Source organism: Klebsiella sp. MISC125 (genome assembly GCF_051131775.1).
Lineage (GTDB): Bacteria > Pseudomonadota > Gammaproteobacteria > Enterobacterales > Enterobacteriaceae > Klebsiella.
In genome coordinates, this window is sequence record NZ_CP180448.1 from 2,233,527 (window position 1) to 2,256,910 (window position 23,384).

Genomic DNA, 23,384 nt, shown 5'->3' on the forward strand with positions numbered 1-23,384 from the left:
CTTAAAGGAATAAGTTGCTGGTTTTTATTATTTGTTAGCAAGGACAACAGACTTTAACAATAGAGCATATGTTATGTCTGATAGCCCGGAGGAAAGGGTGAATTTCCAGCAACTTAAAATTATTCGTGAAGCGGCCCGTCAGGATTACAACCTGACGGAGGTCGCCAATATGCTCTACACATCGCAATCGGGCGTCAGCCGTCATATTCGTGAACTGGAAGAAGAGCTGGGGATCGAGATCTTTATCCGCCGCGGTAAACGTCTTCTGGGGATGACGGAGCCGGGCAAGGCGCTGCTATCAATTGCTGAGCGTATTCTCAACGAAGCCAGCAACGTCCGTCGTCTGGCTGACCTGTTTACCAACGATGCGTCCGGCGTCTTAACCATCGCAACGACGCACACGCAGGCGCGCTATAGCCTGCCGCCGGTGATTAAAGCTTTTCGTGAACTCTTTTCTGACGTGCGTCTTGAGCTGGTTCAGGGGACACCGCAGGAAATTGAGACGCTGCTGCACAACGGCGGCGCGGATATCGGTATCGCCAGCGAGCGCTTGAGCAATGATCCGACGCTGGTGGCTTTCCCCTGGTTCCGTTGGCACCACAGCCTGCTGGTGCCAAAAGATCACCCGTTAACTCAGGTTGTGCCCTTAACGCTGGAAGCTATTTCCCGCTGGCCGCTGATCACCTACCGTCAGGGAATTACCGGGCGTTCGCGTATTGATGAAGCCTTCAACCGTAAAGGCCTGGTGCCGGATATTGTGCTGAGCGCTCAGGACTCCGATGTGATTAAAACCTACGTTGAGCTCGGTCTCGGGGTAGGGCTGGTCGCAGAGCAGTCGGGCGATACCCGCGAGTCTGATACCTTTACCCGTCTGGAAACCCGCCATTTGTTTGATGCCAACACCGTCTGGTTAGGCCTTAAGCGCGGACAGCTGCAGCGTAACTACGTCTGGCGCTTTATCGAGCTGTGCAATGCGGGCCTGTCTCTGGATGAAATTAAACGCCAGGCGATGGAACCGGAAGAGGCGGCGATCGATTATCAAATTTAGCTGGCTGATAATCAGGGTATGAGGTAGTAAACAAAGCTATAATTCATTCACGATTGTCGCCACAGAGGAAGGGAAATTGTGCGGCGTATGAAACTGCTTTGTTCTCTTATTATGATCCTCACCAGCCAGAGCGCTCTGGCGGTGAGCTACCCGTTACCGCCGGAAGGAAGCCGTCTGGTGGGCAGCCCGCTGACCATCACTGTTCCGCAAAGCAATACCCAGCCGCTGGAGGCGTTTGCCGCTCAGTACGGTCAGGGCCTGAGCAACATGCTTGAGGCCAACCCTGGCGTCGATGTGTTCCTGCCGAAATCGGGGTCCACGCTGGTAATACCACAGCAGGTTATTCTACCCGCCACGGTACGCAACGGCATCGTGATCAACGTTGCTGAAATGCGCCTCTATTACTACCCCCCCGATGGTGCAACGGTTGAGATTCTGCCGATTGGCATTGGCCAGGCAGGGCGAGAAACGCCGCGCAACTGGGTGACTACGGTCGAACGCAAGCAGGAAGCGCCGTCATGGACGCCGACTGCCAATACCCGTCGTGAATACGCCAGTCGAGGCGAAAGTTTGCCTGCGTTTGTTCCGGCCGGTCCGGATAACCCGATGGGGCTGTACGCAATTTATATCGGCAGGCTCTACGCCATTCACGGCACCAATGCCAATTTCGGTATTGGTCTGCGCGTGAGCCAGGGCTGCATCCGCCTGCGTAACGATGATATTAAATACCTGTTTGACACCGTGCCGGTGGGGACCCGCGTGCAAATAATCGATCAGCCGGTGAAATACACCACCGAACCGGATGGTAGCCGTTGGGTTGAAGTCCATGAGCCATTGTCGCGTAATCGCGCGGAATATGAATCCGACAGAAAGGTTCCGCTACCGACAACGACCGCCATTCAGGCTTTTGTGAAAGGTGAGGGGGTTGATATGAATCGCGCGGAGCAGGCGCTTGAGCGTCGTTCTGGTATGCCGGTGGAGATCGCGACGTCTTCTACCCATACCGGTAGTCATTTTTAACCTTTCCCCGTAGCTGAACTGAGTCAATAATTCAAAGAAAGCGCCCTTTATTGTTGGGCGCTGTTGGCTGTCAGGGTGATTTACCGAACACAGCTGACCCTAAACCGCAATGTTCCCTCCCGCTGAATAAAACTCATCATTTTTTGGGCGAAACCTGCAATTCAGGAAAATAAAATCTTAATCTCCTATAAATTTCATCCGCTTGTATTTAATCGTCTTATTTTAAAAACAAAATAAAACCAACTTAAAACAAAGTTATATTGTGTTGATGTATAATGATTTTTTAAATATTCGCGTATAAAACCAAGCTAATAATGCCTTGGCTGACCGACAATCAAAGATTAATAATTTTGTTATTGTTTGTTTTATCGCGGGTGTTTTATGGCTAAGCCAATCGATCATGATCGTAAGAATCGGATTATCAACCATGTTGTTTCTCATGGTCATGCTAAAGTGAATGATTTAGCCGAAATGCTGGGCGTCACGACGGAAACCGTCCGTAAAGATATTGCCTGGCTTCAGGAAATGAAAATCCTTGAAAAGGGGCACGGATTTGTGACGCCTTCCAGCTCCTATCTTGAAAATCCTTATACCGTAAAGGAAGGGAAGGATATTGAGGCGAAAACACAAATAGCTTTGCTGGCTGCGAGTCTTATTCCTGAACGCGGAGTGGTTTTTCTTGATTCAGGCGCCACCGTCGCGCAGCTGGCGAAACAGCTGAATTTACGCGACGACCTGACGATTGTGACCAATTCAATGATTGCTGCGCAGATTCTGCAAAATACCCGTAATCAGCTTTTGGTTACCGGAGGGGAATTGCGCCAGGCAAGTTATTCTTATGTCGGTAGTTGGGCGCGAAGAGCGTTTCAGCAGGTTAAAGTTGATATTGCCTTTATGGCTTGTGATGGTTTTCACCGCGAGGGTCCGTCGATACGATCCTTTCGCGAGCTGGATATTAAAGAAACGGCTATGTCCTGTGCGAAAATGTCGGTCCTGATGGCTGACAGTAGTAAATTTCAACAGGCCGGGATGTATATGTATTCATCCTTCAGCGCCTTTGACTCTTTTATCATTGAGCGTCCACTTAAAAAGGAAGAGAAAATATTATTTCCTGAAACCCTGAAAATGTTACATCCATAAAATAGCAATCTGAGGTGATATATGGAAAAGCAACTTTTAAAAGTTGAGCCTTTCTTCGAGCCACGTATATGGGGCGGAGAGAGATTGAAAGAACGTTATGGCTATAAAACAGAGATAACCCCCGTTGGCGAAGTCTATAATGTCGTGGCTTTGCCGGGCCAGGCTGACTGTCTGGTAAGCGGCACGGGCAAAACGCTTTCACAGCTCTATAGAGAAAAACCAGAATGGTTTAATTGTGATACCGCGCAATTGCCGATTCGGGTCAATATTCTCGATCCGCTGGACGATCTGTCCGTACAACTTCACCCGGACGATGCCTACGCGTTGCAGCACGATAGTTCTCGCGGTAAGCCGGAGGCGTGGGTCATTCTGGATACGCCTGCTGATGGTCGTATCGCCTTTGGGCATTATGCCAAATCTCGGGAAGAGTTTAAGCAACTGAGCGAAAGCCACGCGTTCGATAAGCTGGTTCGTTATATCCCGGCCAAAAAAGACTGGTACCTGGATATTCCTGCCGGGACGCTGCACGCTATTGGCAAAGATGTTCTGACTTATAATATTTCGCGCAATGCGGACCTGACCTATCGCTTATTTGACTACCATCGCATCGATCCCACCACGGGACATGAACGTGAATTGCATATTAATAAGGTTATCGATAATGTCGTTGTGCCAGACGATAGCAAAAACTTTCAGTGGTTTGATAGCACTGAGGAAGCTGGTTGTATATTAACCCACTACTGGAATGAACCGGGTCTGTACACGTTAACTCGCCTGAAAACCGTAACCGCAGGTCACTATTCACAGCCTCGTTTTTCTTTTATTACCGTAGTTGAAGGTGATGGTTATATTAATGGCGTAGAGATTAAAAAAGGCGAAACAATTTTTGTCCCCGATAGCTTTGGCGATCTCTTTTTTCAGGGAGGAATGGATTGCTTTATTGCCAGCTATGAAAACGAATAACATATCAAAGGAACATCTCCATGAAACTACAACTCGCTATTGATGAGCTGAACCTTGCTCAGGCATTATCCGCAGTGAAAACATTAGAAAAATATATCGATATTATTGAAGTAGGGACGCCGTTTCTTATTGATGCCGGGCGTGAAGCCGTAAAACAGTTAAAAAATACATTTCCTGATAAAGAAGTACTGTGCGATGCCAAAATTATGGATGCGGGTGGTTATGAGGCAAAGCTGGCCTATGATGTTGGTGCAGATTACGTCACCGTTCTGGCCGTTACGGATGATCTGACTATTAAGGGCTGTGTAGACCAGGCTAAAAAGCAGGGTAAGAAAGTACTGGTCGATATGATTTGCGTGACTGACTTTGTGTCCCGTGTCCCGACGCTGGAAGCGCTGGGCGTGGATGTTATCGCCGTACACACCGGAGCCGATCAGCAGGCAAGCGGTCGGACGCCTTTACAGGATCTGGCGGAACTGCGTCGTCATGTTAAAAAAACACAAATTGCCGTTGCCGGTGGCATCAGCAGTAAAACCATTAAAAGCTACCTGGCGTTTCGTCCGGATATCGTGATTGTTGGCAGCGGTATCCTCAATGCTCAGGATCCCGAGCGAGAAGCACGGCTGATTGCCGGGGCTTTAAAGGAGGCTGCGCAATGAGCGACGTAATCGAGAACGTAAAGGAGATTCTTGGTGAGCTGACGCGTAATGCTGATTTGATTGAAGCCGAAGGGTTTAACTCATTTCTGGATGAAATCGTGGCGGCCAGGCGTATTTTCCTCGCGGGCGCAGGTCGTTCCGGGCTGGTCATCCGCGCATTCGCCAACCGTCTGATGCATCTGGGCTTTAATGTTCAGGTTATTGGCGATGTGACCACCACCTTTGCGAAGGAAGGAGACCTGTTAATTATTGGTTCGGGCTCGGGTGAAACGCAGAGCCTGGTCGCAATGTCGCAAAAAGCGAAAAACAATCATCTCAACGTTGCGCTTATTACCATGGCTCCGGGTTCAACTATTGCGAATCTGGCCGATGCGGTTTGCGTGCTGCCTGGCGCTTCGCCGAAAGTCCTCGCAGGTGAGCCGCAGCGCGCAAGCATTCAGCCAATGGGCTCAGGCTTTGAACAGTTATCCCTTGTGGTCTATGACGCGATGATTATGACGTTAATGCTTCGTGTACATCAGACAAGCGATACGATGTTCGGACGTCACGCCAACCTGGAATAGATGCGTGAGTTGGATTCGTAGGCCCCCTTGATATTGATGAAGGGGGCCTGCCAGTATCAGGGCACTTTTTTCGGCATCGTTTCATCCATGATGGCGTTGACCTGTTCCATCACCGTTCCTGCATCTTTGACGCCTTTTGCTTCCTGCTCTTTTACCCACTTATCTTGCCCTGACCGGTAGCGGGTAGCGGTTTCCCATTGCGCGACCTCTTGCGGTTGCAGAACGCGCACCGTTGCGCCTGCTTTGCGTAAGTCCTCTATCTGGGTGCTAAAACTGCTGTCCATCACCGACCCCAGGGATTGATATGCCGTTTGCGCAGCACGCCCAATGGCGGCCCGATCTTCAGAAGGAAGCATGTTCCAGGTCTGTTTGTTCATCGTCAAAATATAGAGATGCCCCAGCCACAGATCTTTGGAGATCAGCACGTTGGGCGCGAACTGGTATGCCTTTAGCTCGTAGCCGCTGTCTACGTTCAGCATCATGCCGTCGATAGCGCCGCTTTTCAGCGCGTTGTAGGTTTCTTCACCCCAGGGCATGGTCACCGGTTTAGCCCCGGCGCTTTGCAAAAAGTCCCGCTGCCAGAAGCTGGCGGATCGCCATGTCCCTCCTTTGATATAGTTCAGCGTCGCCATTGGCTTAGCACTGAAAAAGGAGAGCGGGTAACCGGTAGCGAGAAAAATGCTCACCACGTTGTTTTTCTCAAGCTCTGCCGGGAATGCCGGGATATCAGCGTAAACGCGGCGGAAGAAGGCCACCTGTTGCTCACCGGCAGGGCCGACGGGAAAGCTTTTAAAGATCTGGTTTAGCGGCAGCGCGTCGGAGGCATATTCGGGCACGACAATCGCCATATCCGCCTTCCTTTCTTTGCCGACGTTGCGTAACGCATCGTAGCCGTTACTGAGTTCGCCTCCCCAATGCGCCTCTATTTTCAGTCGCCCGTCAGATTCCTTCTCAATGGCGGGGAAGAGCACGTCATTGATAAAGCGGGTGCGCATTCCTCCCAGCGGTTCATGGTCGCTGTAGGTCAGGGTTTGCGCGGCCGAAGCTGCGGTGGGCAGCAGCAGGGCGGCGAGCAGGATTGCCAGATATTTTCCGATTGGTTTAGTGGGTTGCATACATTTCCTTTGCGTTGCTGATATTAATGAGGGATGTTGGCGACCGATCAGATCGGCTGCCCGGATAGCCAGCGTTTTCCGTCGGCTTTCATTTGTTGTTCGAGAATACTACCGCGCGTGGCAAAAACGCGCTGAACCGGAAAGCCGCTTTTTTCCAGCAGGTAAGCCAGCGCTGCGTATTCGCGCGGATATTTCTCCACCGTACTTTGGTCAACCGGGACCACGCCGAGCGGAAAAGTGAAGCTGGCCATATCGTAAATACTCTGGCGGTGAAACAGTTTCCATACGCCAGCGCGCTTTTCCGCCATATCATAGAAGCGGTTATGACCAATGCAGCCCAGATTCAGCTTAACGTTCTCGCCGATAATCATCGCATTGGTTTCAACAATCGCCCTTGTCGCCTCGGCATTGAATGTCACCACCGGCGTACCGATCAGATGTTTGGTGCGCACATCCGACGCTCCCATCCGCATTGAGCCGTCAACAAAATCGCTGGCGAGCCCCTCAAACCAGGTGATTTCGATGGTGCCGTCCGGGTGAAACAGATTGCGCAGTTGGTCCCATTCACCCAGATCGCGGTGCATCCAGCCGGTGAGAAGGTCGGTGATTTGCAGGCGATCGTCGAGAAGATTGTGCATAACATGTACTCCGGTTAGTTGACGGATTTCAGTTTCGTCGTGAATAGCGATAAACTCAAATAGATAGATATGACTGATTAATCATTTTATTTGATGATGGAGCTGACGCATGGATCTACGCCACCTGCGCTACTTTCTGGCCGTTGCCGAAGAAGGCCATTTCGGCCGCGCTGCCCAGCGCCTGCATATCGTCCAGCCTGCGCTGAGTATGCAAATCAAAGCGCTGGAAGAGGAACTGGGCGGCCCGCTGTTTGTGCGCACCAGTCGCAAAGTTGAGCTAACCGAAGCCGGGCTGCTATTGCAGACCGAAGCACGGCGGACGCTGGAACAGGCCGAACGCACCCGACTAACCGTACAGCGGTCGATACGCGGTGAAACGGGCCATGTGCGCGTTGGCTTTGCGGGTAATGCTGTATTTAGCGGCAGATTAACCAACGATCTGCGCGCTTTTCGCAGAACCTATCCTGATGCTGATTTGGTAGTGAGTGAAGTCGCACCTCTACTGCAAGCCGATGCCATCTTGGCGGGTCAGCTCGACGTTGGTTATACCCCCGATCACAGCAAGATCCATGATTCAGCGCTAATGGCGGAAGAGGTTGGTCTCTGGCACCGCCAGGTCGCGATGGCTGATGATCATCCGCTGGCCAGTCAGGCGGCTCTGACGATAGCGATGCTGGTTGAGGAACCACTCATTTTCTATGACACCCATGGTGCTGATGAGCCGCTTTATACGGCGCTCACCACGATTATGGGCCATGCGCCGCGTATTGCTCATTGCACCGCCAGCACCCTTAGCGTGCTGGCGCTCGCCGCCGCCGGGCAGGGGCTGGCGCTGGTGCCCGATCCGCTGAAACATGTGAGTATTCCGGGGTTGGTATACCGGCCACTGGATGCGTCGGAACTGTCGGCGAATCTGATGCTTATCAGCAGGCGGAAGGAGAATAATGGCGCCGTGCAGGCATTTCTGCAGATAGCGCGTGAAAACGCGGGTAGGTGAAAATTCCCTGAGCTGTTTTTTCGGCCCCGGTCGTAAGATGGTGAATACCTTGCACGTTGTTCACTGAAATATTCGAATGCGCCTTCAGCTTTTGATCAGAGGCGCATGCATCCCTCATATCTCTGCGGCACACTCCTTTATAGATTTAAACCTATATAGTATATGAGCTATATTTTATAAGGAGTTCTCGTGTGGACGATTAAAACAACGGATACGTTTGATCGCTGGTTTACTTTGCTCAACGATACTGACCGGGAATACACGAACTGGCTGAACACATTAAAAGAGAAGGAGTAACGCGATGGGCAGAACGCTGGAACAGCTTATTGCGGATGAAAAACCTGAAGTTGTGGCCGAAGCCCAGGCTATGGCTAAGGATATTTTGCTCAATATTCATCTTGCTGAGTTGCGTGAGAGGGTGCAGAAAACGCAGGTGGAAATGGCGCAGGAATTAGGTATCAAGCAGCCGACCGTCGCGGGAATGGAAAAACCGGGCCGCGACCTGAAGCTCTCCACGCTCAAACGTTACGTTGAAGCGGCGGGCGGTAAGCTAAGCCTCAATGTTGAGCTGCCGGATGGGTCGCATTACGGGTTTGTACTGTAAATACTGGCTCTGGCCCACATTTCCATGTCATCCAGTCAGGAGAGAAGTCTTCTGGCAAATGTATTAAGCCCGGCGGGTAACGGCATTATCTGAAAAGCAAAAAGCCTGCTCGAAAGCAGGCTTTTCTATGTATGGCTCCTCTGACTGGACTCGAACCAGTGACATACGGATTAACAGTCCGCCGTTCTACCGACTGAACTACAGAGGAATCGTTGTGGAGTCGTATCTTAGCGGCGAAAAAACTTTTGTCAAACATCAATTCGCCATCCGCCTTTCAACTGGCGTATCCATCAACAATTTGTCGTAATTACCGACAATTCATCGGGAAAAATGCTTTGCAGGATTAGCTTTTCTCTATCATCATTTGAAATGTAGTTTCAACTTTTCTCACTAAGGTCTCCCTTGAACGTCACCTCCGCATTACGCCAGGCTGTCGAACGTACGTCCTGGTTCAAAAAACGCAAGAGCTACCGCGTCCTTTACTGGCGTGAAATCAGCCCTCTTGCGGTACCGATTCTGCTGGAAAACGCCTGCGTTTTGCTGATGGGCGTACTGAGTACCTTTTTGGTCAGTTGGCTGGGTAAAGAAGCGATGGCGGGCGTGGGCCTGGCTGATAGCTTCAATATGGTGATCCTCTCATTCTTTGCGGCGATCGACCTGGGGACGACGGTGGTGGTGGCGTTTAGTCTGGGCAAACGTGACCGGAAACGAGCAAGAGCAGCCGCGCGACAGTCGCTGGCCATCATGACGCTGTTTTCCATCATTCTGGCGGTGGTGATACACGCCTTCGGTGAGCAGATTATTAATGTTGTCGCCGGGGATGCCACAGAACAGGTAAAAGGTCTGGCCCTGAACTATCTTGAGCTGACGGTGTTGAGCTACCCGGCGGCGGCAATTGCCCTTATCGGCAGCGGCGCGCTGCGCGGAGCAGGGACAACCAAAATTCCGCTGATCATTAACGGCGGGATGAACATTCTCAATATCATCATCAGCAGTATCCTGATTTACGGCATTTTTTCCTGGCCAGGTCTGGGATTTGTCGGCGCAGGTCTTGGGCTAACCATTGCCCGCTATATTGGTGCCGTGGCAACCATTTGGGTATTAATGATCGGTTTTAACCCGGCTCTGCGGATTTCGCTGAAGAGTTATTTTAAGCCGTTTAACTTCGCCATTATTTGGGAAGTGATGGGGATTGGCATTCCCGCCAGTATTGAGTCCGTTTTGTTCAATGGCGGCAAACTGCTGACGCAGATGTTCGTTGCTGGTATGGGAACAAATGTGATTGCCGGTAACTTTATCGCTTTCTCGGTGGCGGCATTGATCAACCTGCCGGGGAACGCCCTCGGTTCGGCATCAACGATTATTACCGGTAAACGTCTTGGAAAAGGGCAAATAGGGCAGGCAGAGCGTCAGGCGTGGCACGTCTTTTGGTTGTCAACGATTATCCTGACGTTGATTGCCTGGGGGACCGCGCCATTTGCCAGCCTGATCGCCTCGTTCTATACCAGCGAAGACGATGTCAAAGTTGTAGTCAAAGAACTATTGTGGCTGAACGCCTTCTTTATGCCGATTTGGGCGATGGCCTGGACGCTGCCGTGCGCTTTTAAAGGTGCGCGTGACGTGCGCTATACCATGTGGGTATCGATGCTGGGCATGTGGGGCTGTCGCGTGGTGGCGGGCTACACGCTAGGGATTGTGCTCGGGATGGGCGTGGTAGGGGTTTGGTTGGGAATGGTGCTCGATTGGGCAGTCCGTGGCGTGCTGTTTTATTGCCGAATGGTCAGTGGGCGTTGGTTGTGGAAGTATCCGCGACGCAAGGCGCAAACTGAAGAAACGTAAACTCAATGTAGGCAAAACGGTACTTTTTGCCCAAAGTGGGGAATAATTCGACAAACGGTTTGAAATGTGGAAAACAGCCTTTGACAAGGTTGGGCGCGATCGTTAATATTCGCCCCGTTCACACGATTCCTCTGTAGTTCAGTCGGTAGAACGGCGGACTGTTAATCCGTATGTCACTGGTTCGAGTCCAGTCAGAGGAGCCATATTTAGAGAAGCCCGCTTAAGGAAACTTAAGCGGGCTTTTTGCTTTTAGCCGTTCCAGGCTATTTACACACTCTCTATCACCCGTGCCGTTAAAAGTTATTGGGGCGTTTGCCGTTGAGGGCTAATCTATTGGCACACTCAATTTTGTATGGCCTGACTATGCCAACCGTTGAAACCTTTTTGACCTTTCTTTTTGCATTGTTTTTGTTAGAAATTTCTCCAGGGCCAGATATGATGCTGACAATTGCCAGAGGTATCGGCCAGGGGCGGCGTATTGCCTTTCTGACGGTGCTCGGCAATGTTTTTGTTGCTGGTTTCGTACAGGTTTCATTTCTCGTTCTGGGATTAGTTTCGCTCGTTCATGCGTGGCCGATAGCGCTCGATCTTCTGCGCTGGGCCGGAGCCGCCTACCTGATTTGGCTTGGCGTCAAAATGCTGGCGAGTTCGGGGGCGGATACGAAGATAAAAGAGACGGTACGGATCACCGGGTGTGAGGCGGTTAAGCAGGGGGCAATCAATAGCCTGACAAACCCAAAATCATTGCTCTTTATGTTCGCGTTTCTTCCGCAGTTTGTTAATCCTGCCGTTGGTCCGATTTGGTTGCAGCTTCTTATTCTGGGAACGATTCAGAAACTAACCGGGATAGTGTCTCTTGGCTCTGTCGCGTTTGCTTCAGGCACTTTTGGCGCATGGCTTGGTAAGCATCCTGGATTTCTTAAATGGCAGGAGCGTTTCACCGGACTGGTTATGATCGGGCTTGGGCTGAAGATGCTGCTGGGTGGAAGCACATCATCGGGTGCGATGAAGTAAATATGCATAAGAATTCCCTGCACGGTCGTGGCTGTGCAGGGAAGTGCTGATTAACGGAACGGCGGTTCGTTAAAGGTTCTCAGCTTACGCGAGTGCATGTGATCGCCTTCGGCACGCAGCAGGTCAATTGCTCGAATACCAATCTGCAAATGCTCGGAAATCGCCCCTTCATAGAAGCGGTTGGCCTGACCTGGTAACTTAATCTCGCCGTGAAGCGGTTTATCGGACACACAAAGCAGGGTGCCGTAGGGGACGCGGAAGCGGTAACCCTGCGCGGCGATAGTGGCGCTTTCCATATCGATAGCCACTGCACGACTGAGATTAAAGCGCAGCGCGGAGGCCGAGTAGCGCAGCTCCCAGTTACGATCGTCAGTAGTGACCACCGTTCCGGTACGCAGACGTTGCTTAACCTCTTCACCGGGCATCCCGCTGACCTGTTTAGTGGCGTCGTAGAGCGCGCGCTGGACTTCGGCGATGCTCGGAATAGGGATATCCGGTGGTAGTACCGCATCCAGCACATGGTCGTCGCGCAGATAGGCATGGGCGAGCACGTAGTCGCCAATGGTCTGGCTTTCACGCAGGCCGCCGCAGTGGCCAATCATCAACCAGACGTCCGGGCGCAGCACCGCTAAATGATCGCAGATATTTTTAGCATTCGCCGGGCCTACACCAATATTAATCAGCGTGATCCCCTGTCCGTCTTTGGTGATAAGGTGCCAGGCAGGCATCTGGTGCTTTTTCCACGCCAGATCGGAAATCGCCTCTTCCGGGGCTTGCGTATCCGCCGTTATCCAGATCCCGCCCGCGCAGGAGAGGGCGATGTATGGGCTATCGGGATCAAGGATCTGACTACAACCCCAGCGCACGAACTCATCGACATAGCGGGTATAGTTGGTAAACAGCATATACGGCTGGAAATGGTCAACCGGCGTACCGGTGTAGTGGCGCAGGCGCGCCAGCGAGAAATCAACGCGGCGAGCGTCGAAGTGTGAAAGCGGGTAGTACTCGGTCGAATGGAACAGACCATCGGCGGTTTCATCGCCAATCTGCGACAGCTCGGTGGTCGGGAAAAAGCGGGTCAGACCGGCGCTCATCGAGCGATCGAGCGTTAATTCAGAGCCATCGATGACGTACGGATAGGGAATTTCATGCTGCGATAGCTCGACGGAGATACAGGCATCGTAGTCCTGATACAACATGGTGAGCTGTTCCAGCAGATAGGTGCGAAACAGTTTAGGGTTAGTAATGGTGGTGGTATAGCAACCGCTATGGGTGAAGCGGCCCCAGGCGCGAGTTTTTAAGGCTTTATGCTCGGCACCGTCCCATGAAACCGACAGCTGCGGGTAGACGAATAACCCTGCGGCGCGGGCGTTATTATCGGGCAGAGTATTATGGTTGATATATTCGCCGATGGCTTTACGCAGCGCAGTGACCGATTTCTCATACAGCGCTTCGAGTTGCGTAAGCGCCTGTTCTGGGGTCAGCCTGGCGGCTTGCTGGTTCATGACTTACTCCTTGTTTCTGCTCTGCTGACGTTTTGCTTAGTATGTCACAGACTGGAATATGCGTCGGAGAATTTCACCTGTTTAGTTAAGAAAGTACTGAGATTAGAAGCAGTTGATGATGGTATACGCTGATTAATTCGCGACAATATTGTCGATGTTAGCCCAACGTTCAGCACTAAAGTGCGTGGCATTGAGCACTTTTACCGTTAAAGCCTTATCACCATTAATGCAATACAACGCGTTCGCCAGCGGCGTTAGCTTGTCACCTTCCTGCAAACGGCGGCGGCAGAGGGTGATTTCGGCAATAATCATTAACTGGCCGCTTTGTAAGACCACTGTGGTGTGCGCTGACGCCGACTCCTTGCGTACTTTCTTAACCCACCATTCCATTTTTTATCCCTGAGCTGTTACATTTGGGCGATAATTAATGTTTGCTCCTCTTCTGGCAATAAGAATAGCCGCTTGGTTTAGTCTATGTTTAAAAAGAGAATCGCAGGATCTGATTCGGTCTGCGTAATAACCCCTCCCTGGCGTGCAAAGAGATAATTCGGACAGAAATATGGCAATGGTGCGTTTTACCCGGCTTTTGAATAAGTCTGGCTTAACAATGGTCTCTTTGGCAAAGAAGGCGGCGATTGGCCTGGTGGTAGTAGTGATTGTCTTTTTTATTGGCCGTATTTACGAATCCCAACGCGGTCCGGCGCTGCACCGCTGGCATACCTGGACGGCGGATGAAATGACTGCCAGCGAGATAGACCATGCCGCGTTTGCCCAATACCAGGCGCGGGAAGAGGCTATTTTCCGCGATATGAAAAGCAAAGTGACCGATACGCTGAGCGACGATGAAAAAACGGCGATTAACCGTTTTTACGCGCAAAGTCTGGTTTTTCCGGATAAGTTTCAGCCCGACTGGAACCGCTCCTTTATTTTGTTGCCGCAGGGCAAACCGCGCGGCGCTGCGGTATTGCTCCACGGCCTGACGGATTCCCCCTACAGCGTGCACTATTTGGCGCAACGCTATCAGCAGCAGGGGTTTATCGCCGTTGCGCCGAGGTTACCGGGACACGGTACCGCACCGGGCGCGTTGACCGGTGTCGATCGGGATGAGTGGATTGCCACCACGCGTCTGGCGGTGCGTGAAGCAACGCGGCTGGCGGGGCCAGACGTGCCGCTGCACGTGATTGGCTACTCTAACGGCGGGGCGCTGGCGCTCAAATATGCTCTTGATAGTCTGGAAGATAAATCGCTGCGTCGGCCGCAACAAATAATCCTGCTGTCACCGATGATTGGCGTCACCGCGTTTGCCCGCTTTGCCGGGCTGGCCGGGTTACCCGCGATATTTCCGGCTTTCGCCCGCGCGGCATGGCTGAACGTCGTCCCGGAATTTAATCCCTATAAATACAATTCGTTCCCGGTTAAGGCGGCCAGGCAGTCGTGGCTGTTATCACAGGCGCTGCAACAGCAAATCGTCCAGGAAGCGCAAAGTCAGCGGCTGGAAGAGTTAGCGCCAGTTTTGACCTTCCAGTCTGTGATGGACTCAACGGTGAGCACGCGGGCGGTGGTGGATTCGCTTTATCGGTATTTACCCGATAACGGCAGCGAACTGGTGATTTTTGATATTAACCAGGCGGCGAATTTACGTGCGCTGTTCCGGCCCTCGTTATACTCGGCGGTGAATACGTTATTGCCGCCCGCGCCGCGCCCCTACGGCACTACGGTGATTACTAATGCCGCTCCCGACACCTACGAAACGGTAGCTCGCACAACGCTTGCCGGAACCCGGACGGAAACCGTCACGCCGCTGCATATTGCCTGGCCGCAGGATATGTATTCGCTGTCGCACGTGGCGGTGCCGTTCCCGCTGACCGACTCGCTGTATGGCCGTGAACCGGCAGAGAAGAATCGCTACGGGATTAGCATTGGCACAATTTCGCTGCGCGGTGAAACCTCAACGCTAAGCGTCGGGCTGGATACGCTAATGCGCGTCACCTCCAACCCGTTTTATCCGTGGATGATGGTGAGAATTAACCATCATATTGCCTGTAGCGAGCAGGCCGATGTGGCCGCCTGCCTTCGCCCGGAGGCTGCGGCTTCAGAATAGCGTCACGTGCATAATGGTGCGAATGGCGATCCCGGCGATAGCTCCGGTGGCGGCAAAGCGGAACAGGCGTACGAAACGGGAACTGACGCCTAAAAAGATGCCGATACCGGGAAGGTCAAAAGTCTGGATTAACAGACCCGCGGAAGCGTTAATCTGGCTAACCGTCACCTTGCCCTGCTGTACGAGTTCAGAAACCACACCGAAATAGGCCGTACCGCCCGCAACACATTTGACCAGCGCCGGGAGCACGAAGTTAACCGGAATATTCAGCCACAGCAGCAGCGGTAACAGGAGGCGCTGGAGCATCTCAATGAGTCCCGCCGCCTGCATAAACCCGACGATAGCCAGCGACAGGATCAGCATCGGCACCGCGCCGAGCGCCAGGCGAATGGCATCGGCGCCGGCGCTATTGATAACCGCGATAATTCCCTGATTATTTTGCTCGGCATTCGGCAGATCTTCGGCCCGCGCATTCTCAACAATAGACAGCTTGCGGCCGGTGATATGCCAGGTCACCGCCGCGGCACATAGCCCGCCAACAATCGAAATGACTATCGAGGCCAGCCAGTGCAAACCAAAAGGCGTTAACGGATAGAAAACGTTGCCTTGTCCCATGGCGAAGAGCATCGCCAGGGTGGCGGCCATTTGTCGGTCAGAAGCGCCGCGTTTGTCCATGATGGCTAACGTTGCCAGCGGGGCGGCAAAGCTAACAAAATTCATTTGGATCAGAGCGAAAGCGCTCATTCCGGTCAGGCCAAACGGCTTGAGCAGCGGGGCGAGCCAGCGAACGATAACGTCCAGGACCCCGCGCACTTCCAGATATTTCATCACGATGAGCATGACAACCATGATCGGCAGCAGCGTATAAAGCGCCACGTCGACGGAGGTTTTTCCCGCCGACATAATAATGCTGATGAAATCCATCTATTTCTCAATCACTGCGGACAGAAAGGATAATTAGCGCCATCATAATCCCAGAGGGGAGGAAATGAAATCGCCGTGAAGGCTCTCTCTGTCCTGAAAAGGGTTGCGAACTGGACTTGCAATTAGCGCCGCCGGGTGCGGAAAATTTGTCCTCTGATATTTGCAAAGCCTGTTTTTTGTTCCCAAACTGAATTAACACCGGGCGACTTTCTTTTCTTTAAGGATAAAACAATGCGACGTTGTCTGCGGATAGTGTGGGGAACTCTGTTTATTTTCGCCTTTGCGGTACAGGCGGAAACAAAGGTTTATGGCGAACAACGTGTCAGCGGCTGGTGGAACTGGCTAAAAGACGATGTCTCGCAAACCTGGAATCAGCCGCAAAACTACGACCTGTATCTGCCATTTCTCAGCTGGCACAACCGCTTTATGTACGATAAAGAGAAAACCGATAACTACAATGAGATGCCGTGGGGCGGGGGATTTGGTGTCTCAAGATATAATGAAGAAGGTAACTGGAGCTCGCTCTACGCGATGATGTTTAAGGATTCGCACAACGAGTGGCAGCCGATTATCGGCTACGGTTGGGAGAAGGGCTGGTATCTGGACAGTAGTCGCGATTTTCGCCTGGGGCTTGGGGTGACCGCCGGGATCACCGCCCGAGAAGACTTCGCCAACTACGTACCGCTACCGATTATTTTGCCGCTCTTTTCCGCCAGCTATCGCCGCCTGAGCGTGCAGTTCACCTATATTCCTGGCACCTACAATAACGGCAACGTGTTGTTTGCGTGGCTGCGCTACGGTTTTTAAATGAGGCGACAGGTTATTGAGAGGGGATGGCCTGAGGTAGATGAAAATCTGTATCAGGTATTGTTCTTAGGCATTGTGCTGGCTTCTTGTCGGGTGGCTGCTGACGCCTTACCCGACCTACAAAACCACCAATATCATCACGTTATGCACTTCCCGTAGGCCCGGTAAGGCGTTAGCCGCCACCGGGCAATCCCACAAAACGCACGTTACCAACAATCAGAAACCATCAAATCGTAATCACCTTTTTCACCAGCGAATTGGACAGCGCCAGCATTGAAATTAACACCGAGGCGATGAACGTCAGGACAATCAGCATTAACTTGGTCCCCAGCGAGCTAATTGGGATAAGCGCGGTCAGCAGATGAAAAACGGAGTAGTGAAGAATATATACGCCGGTCATCGTTTTACTGATAGTCGCCAGAATGGTCTCTTTAAACTCGCTGTTTTTACGAAACCGCACGCCATTGGCGGCAATCACCAGCGCCACCACCAAAATATAAATTTGTGATCCGGTAAGAATGAACGCATTTCTGTCAGCCTTAAACAGGGCGAAGAAGAAATGGCGCTCGTAAAACCAGGTGAAGAGATAAATAAACGGAATGGCGATCATCGCGCCTTTCACCACTCTCTCGCGGGCCAGCCAACTGGCGACCAGCGGATCGCTGAACAGCTGGCCGGTCAGGTAAAACAGCAGCCAGGTCCACAAACGGTACTGCGGGGCCAGGCTTAGCGCATGAACATCAGGATACAGCGCGGACAGCAGATCGTAGCCATATGAGAGCAACAGCAGCGCAAATACCACGCCGAAAAATAGCTTGCGTCGCTGGCTGAGCCACTCGATAAGCGGATGAAAGGTGTAAATCACAATAAAGGCAAAAACAAACCACGGCTGGATAAGATAACCGCGCTGGTAGGGTTCCCAGAGATAGTACACTGTCATCCAGAACAGGAAGACGATAACTACGCTTTTGATTTTACCCATTTGCCACTGCGCATCGTGCCGTGACTGCGAATCCAGATAGCCCGCCACCACAAAAAACAGCGGCGTGGCTATGGTCGAAATAAACGTCAGAAAACCGAGGATCCAGTGATAGTCGTAATCATAGTGATCCCAGGTGTTATAAATGGTGAAGAAGGTCACCGCCGTCATGCATCCCAGCGTTTTAATAATATTTAATCCGGTACTGTTCATTATTGTGGCTTCATATCCTTAGAGCCTATCCCATTAGGCTATTTTATTTGCCATTTTGGTCCTGGGCAGTGCTCACAAGCCTCACGTACTGCGTGTACGCTTCGGTTGTTGCGCGCTGTCCGTGCCCAAACTGGCTGCAACAATATACGCCTACTGGGATAGGCTCTTATTATGGAAACAGGCGTAAATCACTGGCAGAACCAGCAGCGTCAGAATAGTAGCAAAACCCAGACCAAACATAATAACCACCGCCATACTCTGGAAGAAGACATCCAATAATAAAGGGGCCAGACCGAGAACGGTGGTGAAGGCGGTCAGCAGAATAGGGCGCAGACGCGAGGTGGCGGCATAAATAATGGCTTCCTGCTGTGCTTTTTCCTGCTTCTGCTGCTCAATTTCCTCAACCAGCACGATGCCGTTACGAATCAACATCCCGCTCAGGCTAAGCAAGCCTATCAATGCCATAAAGCCAAAGGGTATCCCGGTCAGCAAAAAGCCCGGCGTCACGCCAATCAGCGCCAGCGGCACCGTCAGCCAGATGGCGACCGCGTTTTTCAGTGAACTAAACATCAGCACAGTGATAACAAACATCACCAGATAGCCCAGCGGCAGGGTGGTGAACAACCCCTGCTGCGCTTCGCGGGAATTCTCCGCGTCGCCGCCCCACTCAATACTGTAGCCGTGCGGTAGGGCGAGGGCATCGATTTGCGGCTTCACGCGCGCCAGAATATCGCCTGAGGTTTGATTGCTCAGCGGATCGGGGTCGGTCTGCACGGTCAGTACGCGGCTGCGGTCGCGGCGCAGGATCAAAGGATCTTCCCACTCGAGATTAAAGCCGCTGACCACGTTACTGAGCGGGATATACTGCTGGCGGTTTTGGCTCCAGACCAGCACATTATTCAGGTGGTTAGCATCCTGGCGCTCTGCGGCTGGTGGGCGAACCACCACCGGCAGCAGGTCAGCCCCTTCGCGATAGAGTCCCGCACGGCTACCGGAGAAATTCATCTCCAGCGCGTTATCGATATCCTGTTTATCTACTCCCAGTTCGCGGCCTAAGCTAGCGGAATATTGTGGGCGGATAACCTTGCTGCGGTTCTGCCAGTCGTTGCGCACGCCGTCGGTGGCCGGGTCTGCGGAGAGAATATCGCCCACCTGGCTGGCGAGCAGGCGCAGGCGGTCGGGATCCGGGCCTTTGATGCGCACTTCAATGGCGCTATCGCCGGAAGGGCCGAACATCACGCGTTTGCTGCTGGCATTAACCTGCGGATAGTTGCGCGCAATATAGCTGTCAACATGCTGCGTCAGAGCGTTAATACTGCGCTGGTCGTCCATGCGTACCATGATCTGCGCGTAGTTGCTGTATTGCCGTTGCCCGCTGTAGGTGAGGATAAAACGCATACTGCCCTGACCAACGGTGGCGATGGTGGTGACAACGCCCGGCTGGCCGTTAATCGAGGTTTCAATATCGCTGGCCATCTTTTCGGTTGTCGCAATATCAGTGCCATAGGGAAGCCAGAGGTCAACAAAGAAGATAGGCGTGTTCGATGAGGGGAAAAAGTTCTGCCGCACCGAACCGAATCCCCATATCGAAGCTGCCAGCAGCGCCGCCATGACGGTCAGGGTGATCGCTTTGCGCATCAGTAGGGTGTGCAGAATCTGCTGATAAATGCGATAAAAGCGCCCGCTGTAGGGGTCGGTATCCGGGGTTTCAGCAGGCGGCTGTTGCCCTTTGAACAGCCACCATTTAATCAGTACTGGCGTGATGGTTAACGCTGAGAACCAGCTCAGCATCAGTGAAATCAGCAGCACCTGGAACAGTGATTTGCAGTATTCTCCGGTGGAGTCCTGCGACAGGCCAATCGGCGCAAAGGCGAGAATGGCAATCACCGTTGCCCCCAGCAGCGGCAGCGCCGAGCGGCGAATCACATAATTAATCGCCGTGAGCAGCGTCGAACCCTGCTGGCGGGCAATGAGTACCCCTTCGACGATGACGATGGCATTATCGACCAGCATACTCAGGGCGATAATCAGCGCCCCCAGCGAGATACGCTGTAGCTCGATCCCCCACAGATACATAATCAGCAGCGTGCCGAGCACGTTAAGCGCTAACGACAGGGCAATAATGATACCGCTGCGCACGCCCATAAAGATCAGCAGCACGCCGACGACAATGGCCAGTGCCATCAGGAAGTTAGTGATAAAGCCGTTCACCGAGTGAGCCACTTCTGCAGCCTGGTCGTAGAACAGGTCGATTTTAATCCCTGCCGGTTTTTCCGCCGACATCTGATCCAGTTTGCTTTCCAGCGCGCGACCAACGTCAATGACGTTGACGCCGGGGATAAACGACACCCCCATAGTGACCGCCTGGCGGCCATTAGCGTGATAAATGCTGGAGGGAGATTCGCTGAGCCCGCGCGATAGCGTGGCAATATCGCGCAATCGCGTCGCTGAACCTGAGCCGTGCGGGCTGATTAACAAATCGCCCAGCTCGTCGAGATTTTCAAACTCCCCCGTTGGATGCAGGCGAATTGACTCGCTGCCGGATTTAATCTCACCGGCGTTAGACACTACGTTCAAGCGGCTGAGGATTGCCGCCAGTTGGTTGAGCGTGATACCGCGGGCGGTCATTTTTGCCAGCGAGATATCGATATTGATTTGTTGTGGGATCGCACCGCCGATAGCGACTTTGCCAACGCCGGGAACCAGCACCAGTTCGCGCCTGAGCTGCTCGGCGTAGCGGACCAGCTCAGGGTTGGTAAAGCTCTCGCCGGAGATAGCAAAGAAGAAGCCAAAGACATCGCCAAAATCGTCGTTCACAAAGGGGGAGGCCACGCCGGGCGGGAACATCCGGGCGGCGTCTCCTACCCGACGGCGCAGCTCATCCCAGATTTGCGGCAGCTCGCTGGAGTGATAATTCGAGGCGATATTGACGGTGATTTGCGACAGACCATTGGAGGAAATTGAGCTGACGTTGTCCAGATAGGGCAGCTGTTGCAGCGCGTTCTCCAGCGGCAGGGTGACTTCTTCCTCAACCTGCTGCGCCGAGGCTCCCGGATAGTGGGTGATGACCACGGCGGTCTTGATGGTAAACGCCGGGTCTTCCAGGCGACCGATATTCAGCAGGGCGAAAATACCCCCGATGCCCAGCAGTAAAATAGTCAGCCAGACGCGAATCGGGTTGTTAATAAACTGACGAGAGATATCCATTACAAACCTCGTTCACGCGTCCAGATTCGAACCGGTTGCTGCGCATGCAGTTCACTGACGCCTGCCGCCACGACGCGCTCGCCGACGCTGAGCCCTTCGGTAATGACCACTCCCTGAGAGGTGACCTGGCCGACGCCAACTTTTCTGTCCTCAAGCTGTAGCTGTTCGCCTTCGCCTTTAACTACCCAGACGTGGGGCTCATTGCGCTGGCGATTATCCGGATTAAATACCGCTTCAACCGGCACCACGACGGCTTTATCGCCCGCGCTGGCGGGCAGGTTTGCCAGATTGACCGTCACGGTCCCACTCACGCCGCCCACTGACGGAAAATCGGCCGGGCGCGGCATGGTTAAAATGATCTGCCAGGTCAGAGTGTTGCTGTCGCTGCTACCGGTATGTTCTTTATATTCGGCGGTGAACTGACGGTCCGGCATAGAGTTGATTTTCACCACCGGACGATACTGCGCATTGCGGATATCAATAGTTGTAAAAAGATTCTCCGGAATGCTGAACACCACGTCGAGCAGATCGGTTCGCGTCAGGGTGACGATCGGCTGTCCGGCGGCGACAACCTGGTGATTACGGATCGGGACGCTGGCGGCAATACCGCTAAACGGCGCGGTGAGCGTCATTTGACTTAGCTCTTCGCGGGCGATTTTTAGCGCAGCGTTGGCGGAATCACGGTTGGCCCGCTGGATATCCATTTCCGCTTTTGAAATGGCCTGGCGACCGGCCAGCGTCTGGAAGCGGTCGAACTGCCGCTGAGCGAGGGTTGCAGCGGTCTGCCGTTCGTTGACGCGTTGCTGCGCTTCCCGGGCGTTGAGCCGGGCGAGCGCTTGCCCCTGAGAGATACTGGCTCCCTGACGCACATCAAGGGATTCAATCTGTCCGCCGCGTTTGAACGACAGATCGGTAGAATCCCCGGATTCAATACGGGCAGGAAAAATGCGCTGCTGTGAATCACCAATGGCGACGACATCCGCAACTTTTACCATCCGCGGCAGCGGGGTAACTTGCGGTGCTTTCTGATCGCAAGCCGTTGTTATTAAAATAACAACGGGAATGAGAGAAAAATAACGGTTCACTGTATTCCCCTCGGTGCTAAAGGTTTTATTTTACATATTTTTCACAAATGCCGGCTTTATTCAGCCAGCGCTGAGACCACTAAATAGGTAAATAACCCGGAAGCCGTACAGGCGATTATTGCCAGGGCAATAAACAGGCCCAGGCGAAACAGGCTGTAGCCGAACATTGCTCCTCCTCTGGTATCAACCTTGTGCTAAGTAGATTCTTATCTACATAATTATTGAATGGTTTTTAGAGGCGCACAGGCCTCTGATAATGAGCATAGTCGTTGAAAAACGGAAATGTTAAAAAGAGTAAAATTTGCGGTAATGTTGACGATTTCGCTGGGTTTTCAGTTGAATTGTCTGAGGTCGACTGAGTCTGTGATATTTTTCAATATATTAATTGGCATCTTAATAATGTTAATCGCCGTGTGCTACGTTTAATTATACCCATCATACTTCGAATCGAGATTTCTTCCTCAGCGCCATTGTCTGCGCTGTTTTCACCACCTTTTTTTATAGGTAATAAAAGGATTGTCTCTATGTATAAAAATATCCTCGTCCCGGTTGATGTGTTTGAAACCGGCCTTGCGGACAAGGCTTTGTCCCATGCTCAATTCCTCGCGCAAAGCTCCTCCGGGCAGATTCATTTACTCAACGTCATCCCGACATTTTCTCCTGCACTGACGCGCGGATTTATTTCCGATGCGCGAAAAATGGAAGACTATCTGGTTAATAATTCAAAAGAAAAACTCGCTGAACTCATCAATAAACTCTCTCTGAAGGAAAGCGATGTCCAGATTCATATTCGCAGCGGCAACGTCCGCGATGAAGTGACGAAACTGGCAGATGAACTGAAGGCGGATGTGGTGATCATTGGCTCACGCAATCCCAATATTCAAACCCATCTGTTGGGTTCAGAGGCGGCAAGTATCGTGCGTTATGCCCATGTGCCGGTTTTTGTGGTGCGCTAAGGGCAGC

Annotated in this window: 22 protein-coding genes and 2 tRNA genes; 15 read left to right on the plus strand and 9 right to left on the minus strand. The window is 52.5% G+C overall.

Features of this window, described 5'->3' with window-relative positions; genetic code table 11:
* Nucleotides 1–97: 97 nt before the first annotated feature.
* The 6 genes from cbl to hxlB all read left to right on the plus strand — a co-directional run bounded on the left by cbl (nucleotide 98) and on the right by hxlB (nucleotide 5,393).
* Nucleotides 98–1,048 carry an HTH-type transcriptional regulator Cbl gene (gene cbl / locus ACMYSL_RS10505; RefSeq protein WP_434662673.1) on the plus strand — a complete coding sequence of 317 codons (951 nt, stop codon included), beginning with the start codon at nucleotides 98–100 and terminating at the stop codon, nucleotides 1,046–1,048.
* 87 nt (nucleotides 1,049–1,135) lie between these two features.
* Nucleotides 1,136–2,068, plus strand: a complete 933-nt coding sequence (gene ldtA, locus ACMYSL_RS10510) for a L,D-transpeptidase (RefSeq protein ID WP_434662676.1) — start codon at nucleotides 1,136–1,138, stop codon at nucleotides 2,066–2,068.
* A gap of 381 nt (nucleotides 2,069–2,449) precedes the next feature.
* The gene (locus ACMYSL_RS10515; RefSeq protein WP_434662678.1) at nucleotides 2,450–3,208 is read left to right on the plus strand and encodes a DeoR/GlpR family DNA-binding transcription regulator; all 759 of its coding nucleotides are present in this window, start codon (nucleotides 2,450–2,452) and stop codon (nucleotides 3,206–3,208) included.
* Nucleotides 3,209–3,229: 21 nt separating this feature from the next.
* Nucleotides 3,230–4,171: a class I mannose-6-phosphate isomerase gene (locus ACMYSL_RS10520; protein WP_434662680.1), complete on the plus strand. Its 942-nt coding sequence runs from the start codon at nucleotides 3,230–3,232 to the stop codon at nucleotides 4,169–4,171.
* A gap of 20 nt (nucleotides 4,172–4,191) precedes the next feature.
* Nucleotides 4,192–4,830: a 3-hexulose-6-phosphate synthase gene (hxlA, locus tag ACMYSL_RS10525; RefSeq protein WP_434662683.1), complete on the plus strand. Its 639-nt coding sequence runs from the start codon at nucleotides 4,192–4,194 to the stop codon at nucleotides 4,828–4,830.
* A complete protein-coding gene (hxlB, locus tag ACMYSL_RS10530; protein WP_182239738.1) occupies nucleotides 4,827–5,393 on the plus strand; it encodes a 6-phospho-3-hexuloisomerase in 567 nt (188 codons plus the stop codon). Before hxlA ends, hxlB begins: the two co-directional genes overlap by 4 nt.
* A gap of 56 nt (nucleotides 5,394–5,449) precedes the next feature.
* On the opposite strand, the gene dctP is transcribed toward hxlB, so the two are convergent.
* The gene (gene dctP / locus ACMYSL_RS10535) at nucleotides 5,450–6,508 is read right to left on the minus strand and encodes a TRAP transporter substrate-binding protein DctP (RefSeq protein ID WP_434662685.1); all 1,059 of its coding nucleotides are present in this window, start codon (nucleotides 6,506–6,508) and stop codon (nucleotides 5,450–5,452) included.
* 47 nt (nucleotides 6,509–6,555) lie between these two features.
* Nucleotides 6,556–7,146, minus strand: coding sequence for a nuclear transport factor 2 family protein (locus ACMYSL_RS10540; RefSeq protein WP_434662687.1), 591 nt, complete (start codon nucleotides 7,144–7,146; stop codon nucleotides 6,556–6,558).
* A 109-nt stretch (nucleotides 7,147–7,255) separates the two neighbouring features.
* Here ACMYSL_RS10540 and ACMYSL_RS10545 point away from each other — a divergent pair, with 109 nt between their 5' ends.
* A complete protein-coding gene (locus tag ACMYSL_RS10545; RefSeq protein WP_434662689.1) occupies nucleotides 7,256–8,143 on the plus strand; it encodes a LysR substrate-binding domain-containing protein in 888 nt (295 codons plus the stop codon).
* Nucleotides 8,144–8,444: 301 nt separating this feature from the next.
* Nucleotides 8,445–8,747, plus strand: coding sequence for a helix-turn-helix domain-containing protein (locus tag ACMYSL_RS10550; RefSeq protein WP_182239731.1), 303 nt, complete (start codon nucleotides 8,445–8,447; stop codon nucleotides 8,745–8,747).
* Nucleotides 8,748–8,879: 132 nt separating this feature from the next.
* On the opposite strand, the gene ACMYSL_RS10555 is transcribed toward ACMYSL_RS10550, so the two are convergent.
* Nucleotides 8,880–8,955: transfer RNA gene (locus ACMYSL_RS10555), tRNA-Asn, on the minus strand.
* 6 nt (nucleotides 8,956–8,961) lie between these two features.
* Here ACMYSL_RS10555 and ACMYSL_RS10560 point away from each other — a divergent pair.
* The 4 genes from ACMYSL_RS10560 (at nucleotide 8,962) to ACMYSL_RS10575 (ending at nucleotide 11,600) form a co-directional block, all read left to right on the plus strand.
* The gene (locus ACMYSL_RS10560) at nucleotides 8,962–9,054 is read left to right on the plus strand and encodes a DUF5951 family protein (RefSeq protein WP_220138898.1); all 93 of its coding nucleotides are present in this window, start codon (nucleotides 8,962–8,964) and stop codon (nucleotides 9,052–9,054) included.
* Between the two features lie 95 nt (nucleotides 9,055–9,149).
* The gene (locus ACMYSL_RS10565) at nucleotides 9,150–10,586 is read left to right on the plus strand and encodes an EmmdR/YeeO family multidrug/toxin efflux MATE transporter (protein WP_434662692.1); all 1,437 of its coding nucleotides are present in this window, start codon (nucleotides 9,150–9,152) and stop codon (nucleotides 10,584–10,586) included.
* A 127-nt stretch (nucleotides 10,587–10,713) separates the two neighbouring features.
* Nucleotides 10,714–10,789: transfer RNA gene (locus tag ACMYSL_RS10570), tRNA-Asn, on the plus strand.
* Nucleotides 10,790–10,949: 160 nt separating this feature from the next.
* Nucleotides 10,950–11,600: a LysE family translocator gene (locus ACMYSL_RS10575; RefSeq protein WP_434662695.1), complete on the plus strand. Its 651-nt coding sequence runs from the start codon at nucleotides 10,950–10,952 to the stop codon at nucleotides 11,598–11,600.
* Nucleotides 11,601–11,650: 50 nt separating this feature from the next.
* On the opposite strand, the gene ACMYSL_RS10580 is transcribed toward ACMYSL_RS10575, so the two are convergent.
* Together ACMYSL_RS10580 and ACMYSL_RS10585 are read right to left on the minus strand one after the other, a co-directional pair.
* Entirely contained in the window at nucleotides 11,651–13,105 is a 1,455-nt protein-coding gene (locus ACMYSL_RS10580; protein ID WP_142512872.1) for an AMP nucleosidase, read from the minus strand.
* A gap of 132 nt (nucleotides 13,106–13,237) precedes the next feature.
* On the minus strand, nucleotides 13,238–13,495 hold the full coding sequence (locus ACMYSL_RS10585; protein ID WP_434662696.1) for a histidine kinase: 258 nt from the start codon (nucleotides 13,493–13,495) through the stop codon (nucleotides 13,238–13,240).
* Between the two features lie 169 nt (nucleotides 13,496–13,664).
* Here ACMYSL_RS10585 and ACMYSL_RS10590 point away from each other — a divergent pair, with 169 nt between their 5' ends.
* The gene (locus ACMYSL_RS10590; protein ID WP_434662697.1) at nucleotides 13,665–15,206 is read left to right on the plus strand and encodes an alpha/beta hydrolase; all 1,542 of its coding nucleotides are present in this window, start codon (nucleotides 13,665–13,667) and stop codon (nucleotides 15,204–15,206) included.
* Here ACMYSL_RS10590 and ACMYSL_RS10595 read toward each other — a convergent pair.
* Nucleotides 15,198–16,130, minus strand: coding sequence for a nucleoside recognition domain-containing protein (locus tag ACMYSL_RS10595; RefSeq protein ID WP_181485724.1), 933 nt, complete (start codon nucleotides 16,128–16,130; stop codon nucleotides 15,198–15,200). The genes ACMYSL_RS10590 and ACMYSL_RS10595 overlap by 9 nt on opposite strands.
* A gap of 231 nt (nucleotides 16,131–16,361) precedes the next feature.
* Between ACMYSL_RS10595 and pagP the strand changes: the two genes are divergently transcribed.
* The gene (pagP, locus tag ACMYSL_RS10600) at nucleotides 16,362–16,937 is read left to right on the plus strand and encodes a lipid IV(A) palmitoyltransferase PagP (RefSeq protein ID WP_045270086.1); all 576 of its coding nucleotides are present in this window, start codon (nucleotides 16,362–16,364) and stop codon (nucleotides 16,935–16,937) included.
* 226 nt (nucleotides 16,938–17,163) lie between these two features.
* On the opposite strand, the gene ACMYSL_RS10605 is transcribed toward pagP, so the two are convergent.
* The 3 genes from ACMYSL_RS10605 to ACMYSL_RS10615 form a co-directional block, all read right to left on the minus strand.
* Nucleotides 17,164–18,087 carry an acyltransferase gene (locus ACMYSL_RS10605; RefSeq protein WP_434664018.1) on the minus strand — a complete coding sequence of 308 codons (924 nt, stop codon included), beginning with the start codon at nucleotides 18,085–18,087 and terminating at the stop codon, nucleotides 17,164–17,166.
* Between the two features lie 192 nt (nucleotides 18,088–18,279).
* The gene (locus ACMYSL_RS10610) at nucleotides 18,280–21,336 is read right to left on the minus strand and encodes an efflux RND transporter permease subunit (protein WP_434662698.1); all 3,057 of its coding nucleotides are present in this window, start codon (nucleotides 21,334–21,336) and stop codon (nucleotides 18,280–18,282) included.
* Complete coding sequence (locus tag ACMYSL_RS10615; protein WP_016241530.1) at nucleotides 21,336–22,421, minus strand: efflux RND transporter periplasmic adaptor subunit; 1,086 nt, start codon at nucleotides 22,419–22,421, stop codon at nucleotides 21,336–21,338. The genes ACMYSL_RS10610 and ACMYSL_RS10615 overlap by 1 nt, the downstream gene beginning before the upstream one ends.
* A 524-nt stretch (nucleotides 22,422–22,945) precedes the next feature.
* Between ACMYSL_RS10615 and ACMYSL_RS10620 the strand changes: the two genes are divergently transcribed.
* Nucleotides 22,946–23,377, plus strand: a complete 432-nt coding sequence (locus tag ACMYSL_RS10620; RefSeq protein ID WP_016241528.1) for a universal stress protein — start codon at nucleotides 22,946–22,948, stop codon at nucleotides 23,375–23,377.
* The last annotated feature ends 7 nt before the right edge of the window (nucleotides 23,378–23,384 follow it).